Source organism: Kribbella sp. HUAS MG21 (genome assembly GCF_040254265.1).
Lineage (GTDB): Bacteria > Actinomycetota > Actinomycetes > Propionibacteriales > Kribbellaceae > Kribbella.
Window position 1 is genome coordinate 6376763 of the sequence record NZ_CP158165.1, and the last position, 14281, is coordinate 6391043.

Consider the following 14281-nt stretch of genomic DNA (forward strand, 5'->3'; position numbering starts at 1 on the left):
CGGACGGCCCTGGTCCGGCGGCGGCAGTGCTCCGACGATGACAGCGAGAGAGCCGCAACCGGACGAGAGGACGGACCGATGACCACCACAAGGCGCTGGAGCGTCGACATCTTCGTGGACGAACACGAGGACGAGCGGACCACCCACGCGGAGGCCCGCCTGCACACCAACGACAAGACCCACCTGGTCGGCCGCGGCACCGCCCGCCGGAATCCGGCCGACAGCGAGATCGCCGAGATCGGCGACGAACTCGCCGTCGCCCGCGCCCTGTCGGCGCTGGCCCATGAACTGCTGCAGGCCACCGCGTCCGACATCGAAGCCATCACCCACGAACGCGTTCACCTGCACCGCTGACGCGAACCCCTGCCGGCTTCTCGTGCCGCTTCCTGCCCAGCCGCGGGGTCAACCCGGCTCAGCGGCGTGGGCGGCGGTGGCCGGATCGCCACCAGGTCCAGTGCCTGTGGAGGCTCGCTGTGGCGGGCCGGACGAGGCGGGGGATCGCGGTGGCCAGGCCTGGTATCGATGCGAGTGCGACTGCGTACAGCGCCTCGGTGGCGGTGACGGTCCGGAGGCCGAGCAGGTCGCCGAGCGGCGTCAGGACGAGCGGAAGCACCTGGGCGATCAACGCGCCGCCGACCGCGAGGTCGAGGAAGCGCAGGCGCCGGGCGCCGGCCGGGTTCGGCCGGCGCAGAGCGAGTGCGACGCCGAGCTGGGCGAGACCGAGAACGAGATAGCTCATGGTCTGCCACGGACCACCCACGCTCCGGGCCCAGAGGGCCGCCATGACGGTGACCGTCGCGATGAGCGTGCCGGTCCAGGCGATGTGCTTCCAGAGGCCGGCACCGAGGATCTGTTCCTGTGGTGACCGCGGCGGCTGCCGCATCGTCTCGGGATCGGCGGGTTCGGCGCCGATCGCGACGCCGGGCAGGCCGTGGGTGAGCATGTTGATCCACAGGATCTGGCCGGGCAGCAGCGGTACGGCGAACCCGAGCAGCGGACCGATCAGCATCACCAGGACCTCGGCGAGTCCACCGCTCAGCGCGTACCGGAGGAAGGTGCGGATGTTGGTGTAGATCCGCCGCCCTTCCTCGATGGCGGCCTCGACGGTGCCGAGGTTGTCGTCGGTGAGGACGAGATCCGCGGCTTGGCGGGCGACCTCGGTACCGCCGCTGCCCATCGCGACGCCGATGTCGGCGCGGCGGAGGGCGGGCGCGTCGTTGACGCCGTCACCGGTCATCGCGACGACATGACCGTCCGCCTGCCAGGCGCGCACGATGTCGAGCTTCTGCTCCGGGCGGATGCGGGCGAACACGTGCCCGGCCGTGAGGTCGCGGCCGCTGTCGATGTCGGCGCCCGTCACGACGTCGCCGTCGTGAACGCCGATCCGGTCCGCGACGGCGAGTGCGGTCCCCGGAGCGTCGCCGGTGATCAGCAACAGCCCGATGCCGGCCTGGCTGAACGTCGCGACGACGTCGGCAGCGTTGCGCCGTACGGGATCGGTGATCGCGATCAGGCCGGCGAGGTGCAGTTCGCTCTCGGTGTGCGGGGCATCGGGCGGCACCGTCTTGTCGGCGACGGCGAGCACGCGGTAGCCGGAGGCCGACAGTTCCGCGGCAGCCGCTCTGGCGCGGTCCAGATCGCCGTACGGCGTGACGTCGGGGGCGAGCATCACCTCCGGGGCGCCCTTGCCGATCACAAGGACGTCGTCGCGGCCGGGAAGACGGTGGACGGTGGTCATTCGCTTGCGGACGCTGTCGAACGGGACCTCGTGGACGCGTGGATGGGTGGACCGGAGCTCGGCGGGGTCGACGGATCCGCGGTGTACGAGGGTGAGCAGGGCGGCCTCGGTGGGGTCGCCGATCGCCCGCCAGCCGGGATCCTCGTCGGTCGGCGGTCGCAGCGCGGCATCGTTGCACAAGGCAATGTCCCGCAGCAGTCGGCGGACGTCGGCACGGTCGGCCGGTCGGCCCGCGGTGGACGAGCGGAGGGCGGGGGACGAGCCGGAGGGAGGGTGCAGCTCGCCGGCGGGGTCGTAGCCGGTGCCGGTGGCGGTAGCCGCAGCGGCCTCGGTCCAGAGGTGTTCGGCCTGCATGATGCCTTCGGTGATGGTGCCGGTCTTGTCGGTGGCGACCATGGTGACCGCGCCGAGCGTCTCGACCGCCGGGAGTTTGCGGACCACCGCGGCGCGCTGCGCCATGCGGTGGGCGCCGATGGCGAGCGCGAGCGTGACGACGGCGGGCAGCGACTCGGGTACGGCGGCCACGGTGAGACTGACCGCGGTGACGACCATCGAAGGCAACGGGAGCCCGCGGAGCAGCCCGGCCACGGCGACGATCGCGGACAACGCGACGGCGATGATGCTCAGCAGCCGGCTGAGCGCGGCGAGCCTGCGCTGCAGCGGGGTCGGTCGTGGACGCTGGTTCGACAGGAGTGCGGCGATCCGCCCCAGCGCGCTGCCCGGCCCGGTCCGGGTGACGGTGCCGGTGCCGCGACCTCGGGTCACGACGGTACCGGCGTACAGCTGATCCGACGGGTCCTTCTCGACCGGGACGGACTCGCCGGTGAGCGTGGACTCGTCGGCCTGCAGCTGCACCGCGTCCAGGAGCTCGAGGTCGGCCGGTACGACGTCCCCGGCCTGCAGCACGACGACGTCGCCCGGCACGACCTCGGCCGCCGGAATGACGGTCGTCCGGCCGTCGCGCCGTACGGTCGCGTGCGGCGCGGCCAGCCGGTTCAGGGCCGCGAGTGCGTGCTCGGCCCGGATCTCCTGGATGACACCGACGGTGGTGTTGAGCACGACCACGACCAGGATCACCGTCAGGTCGGTGAAGTCACGCAGACCGGCCGTGAGAACCGCGGCGGCGAGGAGCAGCAGGATCATCGGATCGCGCAGTTGCATCAGCACCCGCCGCCAGGCCGCCGGCGGCCGCGGCGCCGGAATCGTGTTCGGCCCGTGCTCGGCCAGTGCGAGAGCGACCTGCTCCGACGTGAGACCGCGGACCGACGACTGCTGAACGGTCATCGGCGCGGCTTCGGTTCGAGGAGGTCGGCGATGAAGACGAGCAGCAGACTGCCGATGAAGCCGGCGAGCAGGAACTCGGCCGCGGAGGTCGCCGCGAGGGCGATGGTGAGGATGTACAGCGTCAGGCCGAGCGCGGCCGATCCGGCCTCGACCTTTCCGATGCGCTGCGGTCCGCGCGGGCTGCGCAGCACCCAGAAGGCGAGACCGCCCAGCAGGAGTCCGGTGGAAGCCATGGCTTGTGCGTTCTCGATCAGTGGCATCTCACCGTTGACGAGGTACCCGGCGTACGGGACCAGAACGGCGACCAGCAGCAACAACGCGACGACGTCGCGAACCCTCGATCTCATCGGATCACCGCCGTCCGGAGGTCTTGGGGCGCGGGATCGAGAGCACGGTCCACACGACGGTGAACAGCACCACCAGCGTGATCCGCAGTCCTTCGGACCAGTCGCTGGTCCAGACGGCGGTGGCCAGGACCTGAGGGAAGAACACGATCCAGACGAGGATCTCGGCGACGATCGGCAGGTCGCGGATCCAGGCGGCCAGGTCGTCGAGCCGGCCCTGCCCCATCACGACGAAGAACACGATCCACAGCCCGGTCATCCAGAGGAACCAGCCCTTGGAGGAGGCCGGGGCCTGGCGGCGTACCTCCGCGGTCGACGACTTGGACATGACGGCTCCCTTCGACTCAGGTGGGCGGTTGCGCTTCGAGCATCCGTTCTTCGATGGCGGCGCGCATGGGGCGTAGGTCCTACTTGGGGTGGGCCGTTGCGCTCTGCGCCTGCAGGCTGAGGTAGCACAGGCCGGCCGCGGGTACCGGTCCCCAGAACTGCACCAGACGCCAGGACAGGACGGCGAGAACCGCGGCCTGCCCGGGGACGCCGAAGCCGATCAGGGTCGAGATCGCGATGCCCTCGACCACCGCGATGCCACCCGGCGTCAGGGGTACGGCGGCCGCCAGGTTCGCGGCGCAGTACGTGACGAGCAACGGCACCGGGCTGATCAACGAGCCGTAGGCAACGAGGAACGTCCACAGGACGGCCGCGTCGAGCAACCAGTTGAGCGTCGCCCAGGTCAGGAAGGCCTTGCGTACTTCGCGATCGGCCAGGAGACCACGCAGCCGGATCGCGACCGACGTGATCCAGGGCCGCGTGCGGTGGGGAAGTCGCTGGAGGGTCGTGCGTAGCAGGCGTGCGGCGAGTCGCTCGAGTGCCGATCTCTCGCGGACGCCGAGCACCGCACAGGCCAAGGCGACCAGGCCGACAAGGAACAGCACCACGTACGCCGAGGCCGCGTCCTGCAGGAACAGTGCGGGGATCGACGTCAGCCAGGCGAGCAGGAAGAGTGCGAGGTACGAGCCGACGGCTTCGGCCGCGATGGTTGCGGTGATGTCGGCCGGGCGCGCGCCGCCGGCCTGCAGCAGCCGGAAGCGCAGGGCCGTCGCCGTCGCCGCGCCGCCAGGTACGACGTGGCTGACGCCGTACCCCGTGACATCGGTGCGCAGGATCCAGGAGAACCGAACCTGGCCTGGGCCGAGCAGGGCACGGGTGAAGAGCGAGTAGCACACCAGGCAGGCAGTCTCGAGGGTGACCGCGGCGATCATCCAGGCCGGGTCGAGACGCACGACGCGGTCGAGCGACTCCCGGGCCGGGGCGAGTTGCGGGAGCACGACGTACTCGGCCAGGGCCAGCACGACGACGAGCGAGACCGCGGCCCAGGCCCAGCGGCGCCAGGCGGACCGGGGCCTGCGCGCACCGTCCATGGGGCACTCCCTCCCACGGTGCAGCCTGCCGGTCCGGCCGGCGGGGTGGCAGGGCCGAAAGTCCGGGGTGATCCGGTGCGGAGGGCCCTGCTGCCGTCGACGGTGGCGAGGTGAGGTGGAGGTGCAGGGACAGGCGACAGAAGGGAGACGACATGGCGACCACAGTGCAGCACCGGGACGGCAGGCGGCAGTTCGCGGACCTGTTCGACTGGGCCGAGGGCCTGCCGGGCCTGTTCGGGTTGCCGGCCACGATGCGCGGCGTCCGGATCGAGGAGTTCACCGACGAGGACAAGTACGTCGTCCGCGCGGAGCTGGCCGGTCTGGACCCGGACAAGGACATCAAGGTCGAGGTCGCGAACGGGATGCTGACCATCTCCGCGACTCGTCAGCAGGAAGAGCGCGACGGCGCTCGCTCCGAGTTCCACTACGGCACGCTCACCCGCCGGGTGCTGCTGCCGGACGGGGCCGACGAGCAGGCGGTCGTCGCGAAGTACACGGCCGGGATCCTCGAGGTGACCGTGCCGATCTCGGCGAAGCCCGCCGAGACCCGGGCGATCACGATCGAGCACACCGACTGACACACCCTGGCCCGGCCGGCCGCGTCCGGCCGGGCCCCCGTTCTGGAGGGCGACATGATGAAGCGGTTGGTGATCCTGGGCGGCGGAACAGCCGGCACGGTGGTGGCCAACAAACTGCGGCGCCGGTTGTCGCTGGACGAGTGGCGGATCACGGTGATCGACCGGCAACGCGACCACCTGTACCAGCCGGGGCTGTTGTTCGTGCCTTTCGGCGGCCGCGAGGATCTGCTGAGACCTCGCCGCCGACTGCTGCGGAACGGAGTCCAGTTGCTGATCGGCGAGGTCGCGAGCGTCGACCCGGAGCGCAAGTCGGTCCGGTTGTTCGACGGCGACGTGGTCGGTTACGACTACCTGGTCATTGCCACCGGCACCAGCCCGCGCCCGGACCAGACACCGGGGATGCTAGGTCCGCAGTGGCGCCGCAGTATCCACGACTTCTACACCTACGACGGTGCGTTCGCCCTGCGCGAGGCTCTGCAGGGGTTCACCGGCGGGCGCCTGGTCGTGCACGTGGTCGAGCAGCCGATCAAGTGCCCGGTCGCGCCGCTGGAGTTCACCTTCCTCGCGGAGGCGTTCTTCCGCCGGCGGGAGATGCGGGACCAGGTGGAGCTCGTGTACGTGACTCCGCTGGACGGCGCGTTCACCAAGCCGATCGCGTCGCGGTACCTGGGGCGGCTGCTCGACGAGCGCAAGATCACGGTCGAGACCGACTTCCTGGTCGAACGGGTCGATGCCGAACGCAAGACCCTGGTGAGCTACGACGAGCGCGAGATCGACTACGACCTGCTGGTCACCGTCCCGCTCAACATGGGCGCGGATTTCGTCGGGGCCTCCGGACTCGGCGACGAGCTGAACTACGTTCCGGTCGACAAGCACACGCTGCAGTCGAAGGCGAACCCGGACATCTTCGCCGTGGGTGACGCCAACGACCTGCCGACCTCGAAGGCCGGATCCGTGGCGCACTTCTCGAGTGAGGTCTTCGTCGAGAACTTCCTGCAGTACGTCGCGGGTGTCGCGATGACGCACCGCTTCGACGGCCACGCGAACTGCTTCGTCGAAACGGGCGACGGCAAAGGGCTGCTGATCGACTTCAACTACGACACCGAACCGCTGCCCGGCCGCTTCCCGCTGGGGCGACTCGGTCCGTTGTCCCTGCTCCGCGAGACGAAGGCGAACCACTGGGGCAAGCTCGCGTTCCGCTGGATCTACTGGCACCCGCTGCTGCGGGGCCGCAGGCTACCGGTCCCGAGCCGGATGTCGATGAGCGGCAAGCACCGACCGGACGAGGAGGTCCGACCATGACGACAGTCCATGTCGACGCCGAAGGTTTCCTGACCGAGTACGACGAGTGGACCGACGAACTCGCCGGACAGCTCGCGGCCCGGATCGGGATCGAGCTCACCGACGAGCACTGGAAGGCGATCCGCTTCCTGCGCGCCGACTACCCGACGCACGGCGAGACCGCCACCCTGCGCCGGGTGTCGACGCTGGCCGGGATCCCGGTCAAGCAGCTGTTCGCGCTGTTCCCGGGCAAACCGGCGAAGAAGATGGCCTACATCGCCGGCCTGCCGAAGCCCCGCGGTTGCGTGTGAGAGGAGACATCACCATGACCACCACGATGCCGCTGACGGTACCGGACTTCGGCGACGAGGCGACCGCCGGCCGGAAGCTGGCGATCATCTGCTCCAAAGGCAACCTGGACATGGCCTACCCGGGCCTGATCCTGGCCAACGCCGCGCTCGGGGAAGGTGTGGAGACGCATCTGTTCTTCACCTTCTGGGGCTTCGACATGATCACCAAGTCGCGGATGCGCGACCTGAAGTTCACCATGCTCGGCAACACCGCGACGCACCTGCCGCAGGGCCTCGGCGGCCTGCCCGGGATGACCGCGATGGCCACGCGTCAGATGAAGAAGCAGATCCAGGAGATCGGGGTGCCCGACGTACCGGAGTTCCTGGAACAGATCGTGGCCTCCGGCGGCCATCTGTGGGCGTGCCGGATGTCCGCGGACATGATGCACCTCGACGAGTCCGACCTGTACGACGACGTCGAAGGCATCATCAGCGCCGCCGACTTCATCGAGAAGACCGACGGCGCGCAGATCATCTTCGTCTGAGATCTCAGGCCGGCTTCGTCCAGCGGACCGTGGCGTGGATCCCGTCACCGGTCGTGAGCAGCTCGCGGAGCCGGCCGACGAACCGCGCGGCCGGGGCGCCGTCGACGATGTCGTGGTCCACGCTGACGGTCAGCTGCAGGAACTCGCGTTCGACGAGCACGCCCTGGAAGAACACCGGCCGCCGGGCGATCCCGCCGATCACGATGCTCAGGGTGTGCAGCTGGAACCCGACACCCCAGCCCGCACCGGCGCCGAACATGCCGACCGCGGTCACGCCCACCGTGCCGGCCAGAGCCCGCTGACGATGCGGCAGGCGGTGCAAGGCTCCGAGCAACGCGACTCTGACGAACCCGGGGAGCAACAGATACGCATGGACCCAGGGCGCCTTGCGGACCGTCGGGCTCAGCCGCGGATCGGTCTTGACCGCGTGGATCTCGTCGTACAGCTCTTCGACGCCCCGCGGGGCAGCGTCGCGAAGTACGTGCGTGAACGCGAACGGGTGGCCGTCCACCTCGACCTCGACCGGCACACCGATGTCGACCTCGTCGAACACGACCTCGCGGCCGCGCAGGTTGCGGTACGCCTGGACCGTCGGGTCCGCGGCGACGGCGGCAGCGACACAATGGATCACGAACGCCGTGAACAGGTGCGGCTCGCCGTTGCGACGGAGTGCGTCCCGGGCGGAGGTCACGTCGACCTCGAAGAGGCCGTGGATGGCATGTCTGCGTCGTGCGGCCCGGCCGGTGTCGACCACCAGTTGCCGGACCCACGGCACCGCTCTGACCTGTACGCCCACGGTTCACCTCCAGAGCCGATCACCTCGGCATCGGCCACTTCTGTCGCAGCGGTCAGTTCTTGCCGGTCGGCACGCTTCCCAGCGGGCGGGTCGAGACGTGCTGGTGATCCCCGGGCTCGTAGTGCGCAGCGGTCTCGCCGGTGCCGTGGCGTCGTGCCGAGCGGGCGAACGTGACCGTCTCGACCGCGACGACGTACAGACTCCACAGGGCGAAGGCGAGTGCGAGCAGGGCGATGGTGAGCAGTGGAATTGCGATGACGGCACCCATGACGAGCCTCCTGTCCGGCAACAGGTCCGGTACCGACCGGCAGCCCGCGCCCGGCAGCAGTGCGGGCGCACCGCGTTCGCCCGGGAGCGGATCCTGTTACCGCGAGCATCGGTCCAACGCGCGCGAACGGGCAGAGACCAAAGACCCGTCGCCGCGGCCGAAGGTCACGAGCTACCGGCGGAGCTGCCGCAGGTCAGGCGCGGAGGTTCGCCGCGTGGTCGGGTACGTGGGTCTGCATGTCCCTCGGCGGGCGTTCGTAGCCCTTGGACGGCGGCCGGGGCGGTAGGTCCAGGGGCAGCCGTTGGACCTCGTGGTACGGGATGGTCGACAGCAGGTGGGCAATCATGTTGATCCGGGCGGAGCGTTTGTCCTCGCTCTCGACGACGTACCAGGGCGCCTCGGGGATGTCGGTGTGCACGAACATCTCGTCCTTGGCGCGCGAGTAGTCCTCCCAGCGGGTGATCGACTCCAGGTCCATCGGCGACAGCTTCCAGCGCCGCATCGGATCCTCGAGCCGGCTGCGGAAGCGGTGCTCCTGCTCGCTGTCGCTGACCGAGAACCAGTACTTGCGCAGCAGGACGCCGTCCTCGACCAGGAGCCGCTCGAAGATCGGGCACTGGTGGAGGAAGCGCGCGTACTCCTGGTTGGTGCAGAAGCCCATCACGTGCTCGACGCCGGCCCGGTTGTACCAGCTGCGGTCGAACAGCACGATCTGGCCGGCCGCCGGCAGGTGTTCGACGTACCGCTGGAAGTACCACTGCGACCGCTCCCGCTCGGTCGGGGCGGGCAGCGCGGCGATCCGCGCGACCCGCGGATTCAGGTACTGCGTGACGCGCTTGATCGTGCTGCCCTTGCCGGCCGCGTCGCGGCCCTCGAAGACCACGACGACGCGGGCCTTCTCGGCGCGCACCCACTCCTGCAACTTGACCAGCTCGGCCTGCAGCCGCAGCAGCTCCCGCTCGTACCGCTTCTTCGGCAATCGCTCCATTCCAGAACGATACGGCGGGCCGACGGCCCGGGAAGATCGGGACCTTGGGCCCTGACCCGGGCGTTGCCGGCCGGGTGAGTCTGAAATCCGGATCAGGAGGAGGGACTGTGATGAACACCGGGAGACAACGCTCGGGGGAGTTGTGGGTGGTCATGCAGATCCGGCGTCTCGGGGTCGGGCGCAACCCGCTGCGCCGGCCCTCCGACCGCCTGGAGGCCGCGCTGCTGTGGTGCGCGCTGGTCGCCGGCTTGCTGATGATCCCGGTCGGCGCCGCGATCGGAACAGGCGTCGGGAACTCCCTGGAGGCGTCCGCGGCGGAACACCGAGCGGTGCTGCACGAGGTGCGGGCCCGGACCACGACGAGTACCGAGCGCAGGTATCCGAGCGCCCCCGGAGACGTGGTGTCCCAGGCTCGGGTCTCGTACGTCGACCCGCAAGGCGTCGAGCGCGAGGCGATCGCGAGTGTCCCGTTGGGAACCCCGGCCGACGCCGAGGTGACCATCTGGCTCGACCGGTCCGGCGACATCGTGACCGCGCCACGCACCCGATCGGCCAGCGCGGCGATCGGCGCGCTGGCCGGCTTCCTCGCGGTCCCCGGCGCGTGGCTGCTGCTGTGGGGCGCGTTCCGCCTGGCCAGGCTTCCGCTGGACCGCCGCCGTGCCCGGGACTGGGACACCCAGTGGCACACCGTCGGCCCCCGCTGGCTCCACGGCCAGAAGTAGGTCAGATGTAGGCCGGAACCGGCCGTGGCCGGCTCCGGCAGCTGTCACCGGCGACGGGCGATCCGGTCCATGGTGGTGCGGATCGAGGTCTCGGTGGGCTGTGGCCACAGCACGTCCCAGGTGTGGAAGACGACGCCGATGCCCCAGCCGAAGATCGGGAAGACCGGCCAGAAGAAGCCGGCTCCGGTGACGTACCAGATGACCACCAGGAACGTGTTCACCAGGACGAACGCCATCAGGTGACCGGCGAGCTCACGCCGCTTCTGCAGTTCGGTCACCGCCTGTTCGCGCAGCTCGTCGTCGGTCCGCGGCGGTGCGGTGCGGTCGACGAGTTTCTTGTCGTCCATGACTGCCTCCTTGCTCATCACTTCCACCGTCCACCGCGGCGGGCTGCCGGGTCAGGGCAGCAAGACGTGCCTCGAGCGGGACCTTCGGCCCTGCTGGCGCGGTGGTTCCGGTTCGACCCTGGGTGCGACGGACAAGTGACGGGAGGGTCTGATGAGTACGACGACGTACCCGGTCCGGGTGGACGGGGCGCTCGACGACGGGCTGAATCGCTGGTTGTGGTTGGTGAAATGGGTGCTGGTGATCCCGCACCTGTTCGTGCTGGCGGTGTTGTGGATCGCGTTCGCGCTGCTGAGCCTGGTGGCGTTCTTCGCGATCCTGTTCACCGGGCGCTATCCGCGCGGGATCTTCGACTTCAACGTCGGGGTACTGCGCTGGACGTGGCGGGTCGACTTCTACGCGTACGGCGCGCTGGGCACGGACAAGTACCCGCCGTTCACGCTCGAGGACGTCCCGGACTATCCGGCGCATCTCGACGTGAAGTACCCGGAGCACCTGTCGCGTGGCCTCGTGCTGGTCAAATGGTGGCTGCTGGCGATCCCGCACTACATCGTGGTCGGCTTCTTCGTCGGCGGCGGGACGTGGTTCGCGACGACGGCCGACGATCGGGCCTGGGCCTGGGGCGGCGGACTGGTCGGATTGCTCGTCCTGGTGGCGGCGGTGGTGTTGCTGTTCACGGGACGCTATCCGCGGTCTGTGTTCGACCTGGTGCTCGGGATGAACCGCTGGGCGCTGCGCGTCGCGGCGTACGCCGGGTTGATGGTCGACCAGTACCCGCCGTTCCGGCTGGACATGGGTGGTGACGATCCCGGAACGACGCGACTCCATGAGCCGCCGCCCGGCGGTGAGCGGCCGGCCGGCGGAACGCCGGGTGGCGCGCCCCCGACCGGGCTGCCGCCTGCCGGCCCGCCGCCCGCCGGTCCACCGCCGCGGGAGGCGGCACCGCGGATGTCGGCCGGCAGGATCGTCGCACTGGTCGTCGGCGTCGTGGTGACGCTGGCCTCGGTCGTGGGTCTCGCGGTCGGTGGCGCGATGGCCTGGCTCGACCAGGGACGCCGGGACGCGGCGGGATACGTGACCTCCGACCAGGTGGCGTTGAGCACGACGGGATACGCGCTTGTCAGTGAGAACTTCACGATCGACGTGGGGGCGACGACGGTCCCGCGCGGCTGGTTCGGCGACGTCCGGCTCCGGGTGGCCTCGACCGACGGCGCACCGGTGTTCGTCGGCCTGGCGAGGTCCGCCGACGTGAGCGACTACCTGTCCGGCGTCGGCTACACCACGGTGAAGGCGATCGGGCCGGACGACACGACGTACGTCGAGCACGCCGGCGGCGCGCCCGCGACCTCGCCGTCCGAGCTGATGATCTGGCGGGTCAAGGCGTCCGGTCCCGGTGAGCAGACGATCACCTGGCCGGTCGAGAACGGCGAGTGGACGCTCGTCGTGATGACCGCGGACGGCAGTCCGGACGTCAGTGTGCGCACCGATGTCGGTGTCACCGCGCCGGCTCTGGAGTGGGCGTGGATCGCGGTACTGGCGAGCGCGGGCGTGACGTTCGTGCTGGGTCTGGTGCTCGTGATGCTGGCGGTCGTCCGGCGGTCGCGGCCGGGACCTTCGACTCTGCAGGGACCGCCGGTGGCCCGGGTGGAATGAAGGGGACGGAAACCACCGACTGAAGGGTCGATCATGAGCGTACGAGTGGGGATCAACGGGTTCGGGCGGATCGGGCGGGACTACCTGCGCTGTGTGCTCGAACGGCGATCCGAGGGCGTCGAAGTGGTCGCGATCAACGACATCGCCACACCGGCGACGCTCGCGCACCTGCTCCGCTACGACTCGACGTACGGCCCGCTGAAGGAGGAGGTCGGTCACACCGAGGACACGATCACGGTCGGCGGCCGCAGCGTCCGGGCGACCGCCGAGCGGGACCCGGCCGGGCTCGACTGGGCCGCGGCCGGCGTCGACATCGTGATCGAGTCGACCGGCAAGTTCCGCACCCGGGCTGCCGCCGGCGCACACCTGACCGCCGGTGCCCGCAAGGTGATCCTGTCGGTCCCGGGCAAGGACGTCGACGCGACGGTCGTGCTCGGCGTCAACGAGGACGACTACGATCCCGCGCTGCACGACGTCGTCTCGAACGCGTCGTGTACGACGAACTGCGTGGCGCCGATGGTGTCGGTGCTGCACCGGGCGTTCGGCATCGAGCGCGGGCTGATGACGACCATCCACAGCTACACCAACGACCAGGTGCTGCTGGATTCGCCGCACAAGGACCTGCGGCGCGGACGGTCCGGCGCGGCCAACCTGATCCCGACGAGCACCGGCGCGGCCCGGGCGGTCGGTCTGGTGATCCCCGACCTGGCCGGCAAGATCGACGGCGTCGCGGTGCGGGTGCCGGTCGAGGACGGCTCGCTGACCGACCTCTCGGTCGAGCTGTCGACGGCCGTGACGGTGGAGCAGGTGAACCAGGCCTTCGCCGAGGCGGCAGCGGGTCCGCTGAAGGGGATCCTGCGCTACACCGAGGACCCGATCGTGTCCCGGGACATCATCGGGGACCCGGCGTCGTGCATCTTCGACGCGCAGCTCACCCAGGTCCAGGACCATCTCGTCAAGGTCTTCGGCTGGTACGACAACGAATGGGGCTACACGAGCCGACTGGTCGATCTGACCGCGCTCGTCGCCGCCTCACTGTGAGCGGAGGACGTCATGAACCCTGAGTACGTCGTCCGGCTGAACGGCGGAGCGGAAGCCGCTGTGGATCCGGCGCAGGTCGGGTTGAAGGCTGCTCGGCTGACCGAACTGGCTCGGGAGGGAGTCCGGGTTCCGGAGGGTTTCGCCGTGACAGCCGCGGCGTACCGGGAGTTCGTTCTCGACAGCCGGTTGGGACCGACGATCGCGCAGGCGATCCGGAGGTTCCGGGCCGGTCGTGAGCTGGCTGTGGCGGCGGCGGAGATCCGCTCCGCGTTCCGCGACGCCTGGCTGCCGCCCGCGGTGGTGGACGTGGTGCTGGCGGCGTACCGGGAACTGGGCGGCGACGGCACCGAGGTCGCCGTCCGGTGCAGTCCGAGGACGCCGTCCGACGGCGTGCAGGACGAGGTCTTCCTGCACCTCGACAACGCCCAGGACGTGCTCGCGGCGTGCCGGCGGTGCTTCGCGTCGTTGTTCAATACAGTTGCTCTCGGCAACCGGGAGGCGCTGGCGGTCGATCACATCCAGGTCGCGATGCCGGTGCTCGTGCAGCGGATGGTGCGTGCCGATCTCGGCGGCTCCGGCACGGCCCGTGGCGAGAGCACGTTCGTCCGCGTTCGTGCCTCCTGGGGCCTCGGTGAGCCGCCGCCCACGGAGGCGGACCAGTACTCGGTTCATCCCGGGCCGCGCCCGATGATCGTGAAGCACCGCGGCGCCAAGCCGGCCAAGACCGTGTACGCCGATCCCTACGGCGTCCGCACCGTGCCGACGACAGCGGCCGAGCGGACAGCCTTCGTCCTGGCCGATCAGGACCTTCAGGAGCTCGCCCGGTGGTCGGTCGCGGCCGACGAGCACTTCCGGCGGCCGACGACGCTCGAGTGGGCCAAGGACGGAACGTCCGGCGAGCTGTACGTCCTGGAGGCCCGGCCGGGTGTGGCGCCCGAGATCGTCGTCCGGGCCCGCGGTCGTTCCGTCCTCGAACCACAGCTCGGGTGA

At 70.0% G+C, this 14281-nt stretch carries 17 protein-coding genes; 9 read left to right on the forward strand and 8 right to left on the reverse strand.

All coding sequences use genetic code 11. From position 1 onward, the window contains the following. The first annotated feature begins 78 nt into the window (after positions 1-78). On the forward strand, positions 79-354 hold the full coding sequence (locus ABN611_RS30840) for a DUF1876 domain-containing protein (RefSeq protein WP_350275780.1): 276 nt from the start codon (positions 79-81) through the stop codon (positions 352-354). Between the two features lie 58 nt (positions 355-412). Here the strand turns inward: ABN611_RS30840 and ABN611_RS30845 are convergent, their stop codons facing one another. From ABN611_RS30845 to ABN611_RS30860, 4 genes are all read right to left on the reverse strand, one after another. After that, positions 413-3022: a cation-transporting P-type ATPase gene (locus ABN611_RS30845; protein ID WP_350275781.1), complete on the reverse strand. Its 2610-nt coding sequence runs from the start codon at positions 3020-3022 to the stop codon at positions 413-415. Next, entirely contained in the window at positions 3019-3369 is a 351-nt protein-coding gene (locus tag ABN611_RS30850) for a hypothetical protein (RefSeq protein WP_350275782.1), read from the reverse strand. Before ABN611_RS30850 ends, ABN611_RS30845 begins: the two co-directional genes overlap by 4 nt. Positions 3370-3373: 4 nt before the next feature. Continuing rightward, complete coding sequence (locus ABN611_RS30855) at positions 3374-3694, reverse strand: hypothetical protein (protein WP_350275783.1); 321 nt, start codon at positions 3692-3694, stop codon at positions 3374-3376. Positions 3695-3773: 79 nt separating this feature from the next. After that, positions 3774-4784, reverse strand: a complete 1011-nt coding sequence (locus ABN611_RS30860; RefSeq protein ID WP_350275784.1) for a YbhN family protein — start codon at positions 4782-4784, stop codon at positions 3774-3776. A 152-nt stretch (positions 4785-4936) separates the two neighbouring features. Between ABN611_RS30860 and ABN611_RS30865 the strand changes: the two genes are divergently transcribed. The 4 genes from ABN611_RS30865 to ABN611_RS30880 are packed head-to-tail and all read left to right on the forward strand — an operon-like array spanning position 4937 to position 7478. Then, positions 4937-5362: an Hsp20/alpha crystallin family protein gene (locus ABN611_RS30865; protein ID WP_350275785.1), complete on the forward strand. Its 426-nt coding sequence runs from the start codon at positions 4937-4939 to the stop codon at positions 5360-5362. Between the two features lie 54 nt (positions 5363-5416). After that, positions 5417-6664, forward strand: coding sequence for an FAD/NAD(P)-binding oxidoreductase (locus tag ABN611_RS30870; protein WP_350275786.1), 1248 nt, complete (start codon positions 5417-5419; stop codon positions 6662-6664). After that, positions 6661-6954, forward strand: coding sequence for a TusE/DsrC/DsvC family sulfur relay protein (locus ABN611_RS30875; RefSeq protein ID WP_350275787.1), 294 nt, complete (start codon positions 6661-6663; stop codon positions 6952-6954). Before ABN611_RS30870 ends, ABN611_RS30875 begins: the two co-directional genes overlap by 4 nt. A 14-nt stretch (positions 6955-6968) precedes the next feature. After that, positions 6969-7478: a DsrE/DsrF/DrsH-like family protein gene (locus tag ABN611_RS30880; RefSeq protein WP_350275788.1), complete on the forward strand. Its 510-nt coding sequence runs from the start codon at positions 6969-6971 to the stop codon at positions 7476-7478. Between the two features lie 4 nt (positions 7479-7482). On the opposite strand, the gene ABN611_RS30885 is transcribed toward ABN611_RS30880, so the two are convergent. From ABN611_RS30885 to ppk2, 3 genes are all read right to left on the reverse strand, one after another. Further along, entirely contained in the window at positions 7483-8274 is a 792-nt protein-coding gene (locus tag ABN611_RS30885; protein WP_350275789.1) for a 2-oxo acid dehydrogenase subunit E2, read from the reverse strand. Positions 8275-8326: 52 nt separating this feature from the next. Further along, positions 8327-8542 (reverse strand): hypothetical protein, encoded by a 216-nt coding sequence (locus ABN611_RS30890; RefSeq protein WP_350275790.1) that lies wholly within the window; start codon positions 8540-8542, stop codon positions 8327-8329. 193 nt (positions 8543-8735) lie between these two features. Beyond that, complete coding sequence (gene ppk2, locus ABN611_RS30895; RefSeq protein WP_350275791.1) at positions 8736-9530, reverse strand: polyphosphate kinase 2; 795 nt, start codon at positions 9528-9530, stop codon at positions 8736-8738. Positions 9531-9640: 110 nt separating this feature from the next. Between ppk2 and ABN611_RS30900 the strand changes: the two genes are divergently transcribed. Then, positions 9641-10252: a hypothetical protein gene (locus ABN611_RS30900; protein WP_350275792.1), complete on the forward strand. Its 612-nt coding sequence runs from the start codon at positions 9641-9643 to the stop codon at positions 10250-10252. Positions 10253-10296: 44 nt separating this feature from the next. On the opposite strand, the gene ABN611_RS30905 is transcribed toward ABN611_RS30900, so the two are convergent. After that, positions 10297-10599, reverse strand: coding sequence for a 2TM domain-containing protein (locus ABN611_RS30905; RefSeq protein WP_350275793.1), 303 nt, complete (start codon positions 10597-10599; stop codon positions 10297-10299). A gap of 151 nt (positions 10600-10750) precedes the next feature. On the opposite strand from ABN611_RS30905, the gene ABN611_RS30910 reads away from it, so the two are divergent. The 3 genes from ABN611_RS30910 to ABN611_RS30920 are packed head-to-tail and all read left to right on the forward strand — an operon-like array spanning position 10751 to position 14281. Continuing rightward, positions 10751-12250 carry a DUF4389 domain-containing protein gene (locus ABN611_RS30910; RefSeq protein WP_350275794.1) on the forward strand — a complete coding sequence of 500 codons (1500 nt, stop codon included), beginning with the start codon at positions 10751-10753 and terminating at the stop codon, positions 12248-12250. Between the two features lie 33 nt (positions 12251-12283). Further along, entirely contained in the window at positions 12284-13291 is a 1008-nt protein-coding gene (gap, locus tag ABN611_RS30915; RefSeq protein WP_350275795.1) for a type I glyceraldehyde-3-phosphate dehydrogenase, read from the forward strand. Between the two features lie 12 nt (positions 13292-13303). Continuing rightward, positions 13304-14281 (forward strand): PEP/pyruvate-binding domain-containing protein, encoded by a 978-nt coding sequence (locus tag ABN611_RS30920; protein ID WP_350275796.1) that lies wholly within the window; start codon positions 13304-13306, stop codon positions 14279-14281.

Bases quoted from the DNA above. Each gene is read 5' to 3' on its own strand.
- ABN611_RS30860 (WP_350275784.1), bottom strand. From the start codon at position 4,784: ATGGACGGTGCGCGCAGGCCCCGGTCCGCCTGGCGCCGCTGGGCCTGG.
- gap (WP_350275795.1), top strand. From the start codon at position 12,284: ATGAGCGTACGAGTGGGGATCAACGGGTTCGGGCGGATCGGGCGGGAC.
- ABN611_RS30840 (WP_350275780.1), top strand. From the start codon at position 79: ATGACCACCACAAGGCGCTGGAGCGTCGACATCTTCGTGGACGAACAC.
- ppk2 (WP_350275791.1), bottom strand. From the start codon at position 9,530: ATGGAGCGATTGCCGAAGAAGCGGTACGAGCGGGAGCTGCTGCGGCTG.
- ABN611_RS30845 (WP_350275781.1), bottom strand. From the start codon at position 3,022: ATGACCGTTCAGCAGTCGTCGGTCCGCGGTCTCACGTCGGAGCAGGTC.
- ABN611_RS30910 (WP_350275794.1), top strand. From the start codon at position 10,751: ATGAGTACGACGACGTACCCGGTCCGGGTGGACGGGGCGCTCGACGAC.
- ABN611_RS30880 (WP_350275788.1), top strand. From the start codon at position 6,969: ATGACCACCACGATGCCGCTGACGGTACCGGACTTCGGCGACGAGGCG.
- ABN611_RS30855 (WP_350275783.1), bottom strand. From the start codon at position 3,694: ATGTCCAAGTCGTCGACCGCGGAGGTACGCCGCCAGGCCCCGGCCTCC.
- ABN611_RS30890 (WP_350275790.1), bottom strand. From the start codon at position 8,542: ATGGGTGCCGTCATCGCAATTCCACTGCTCACCATCGCCCTGCTCGCA.
- ABN611_RS30905 (WP_350275793.1), bottom strand. From the start codon at position 10,599: ATGGACGACAAGAAACTCGTCGACCGCACCGCACCGCCGCGGACCGAC.
- ABN611_RS30850 (WP_350275782.1), bottom strand. From the start codon at position 3,369: ATGAGATCGAGGGTTCGCGACGTCGTCGCGTTGTTGCTGCTGGTCGCC.
- ABN611_RS30920 (WP_350275796.1), top strand. From the start codon at position 13,304: ATGAACCCTGAGTACGTCGTCCGGCTGAACGGCGGAGCGGAAGCCGCT.
- ABN611_RS30875 (WP_350275787.1), top strand. From the start codon at position 6,661: ATGACGACAGTCCATGTCGACGCCGAAGGTTTCCTGACCGAGTACGAC.
- ABN611_RS30870 (WP_350275786.1), top strand. From the start codon at position 5,417: ATGATGAAGCGGTTGGTGATCCTGGGCGGCGGAACAGCCGGCACGGTG.
- ABN611_RS30865 (WP_350275785.1), top strand. From the start codon at position 4,937: ATGGCGACCACAGTGCAGCACCGGGACGGCAGGCGGCAGTTCGCGGAC.
- ABN611_RS30900 (WP_350275792.1), top strand. From the start codon at position 9,641: ATGAACACCGGGAGACAACGCTCGGGGGAGTTGTGGGTGGTCATGCAG.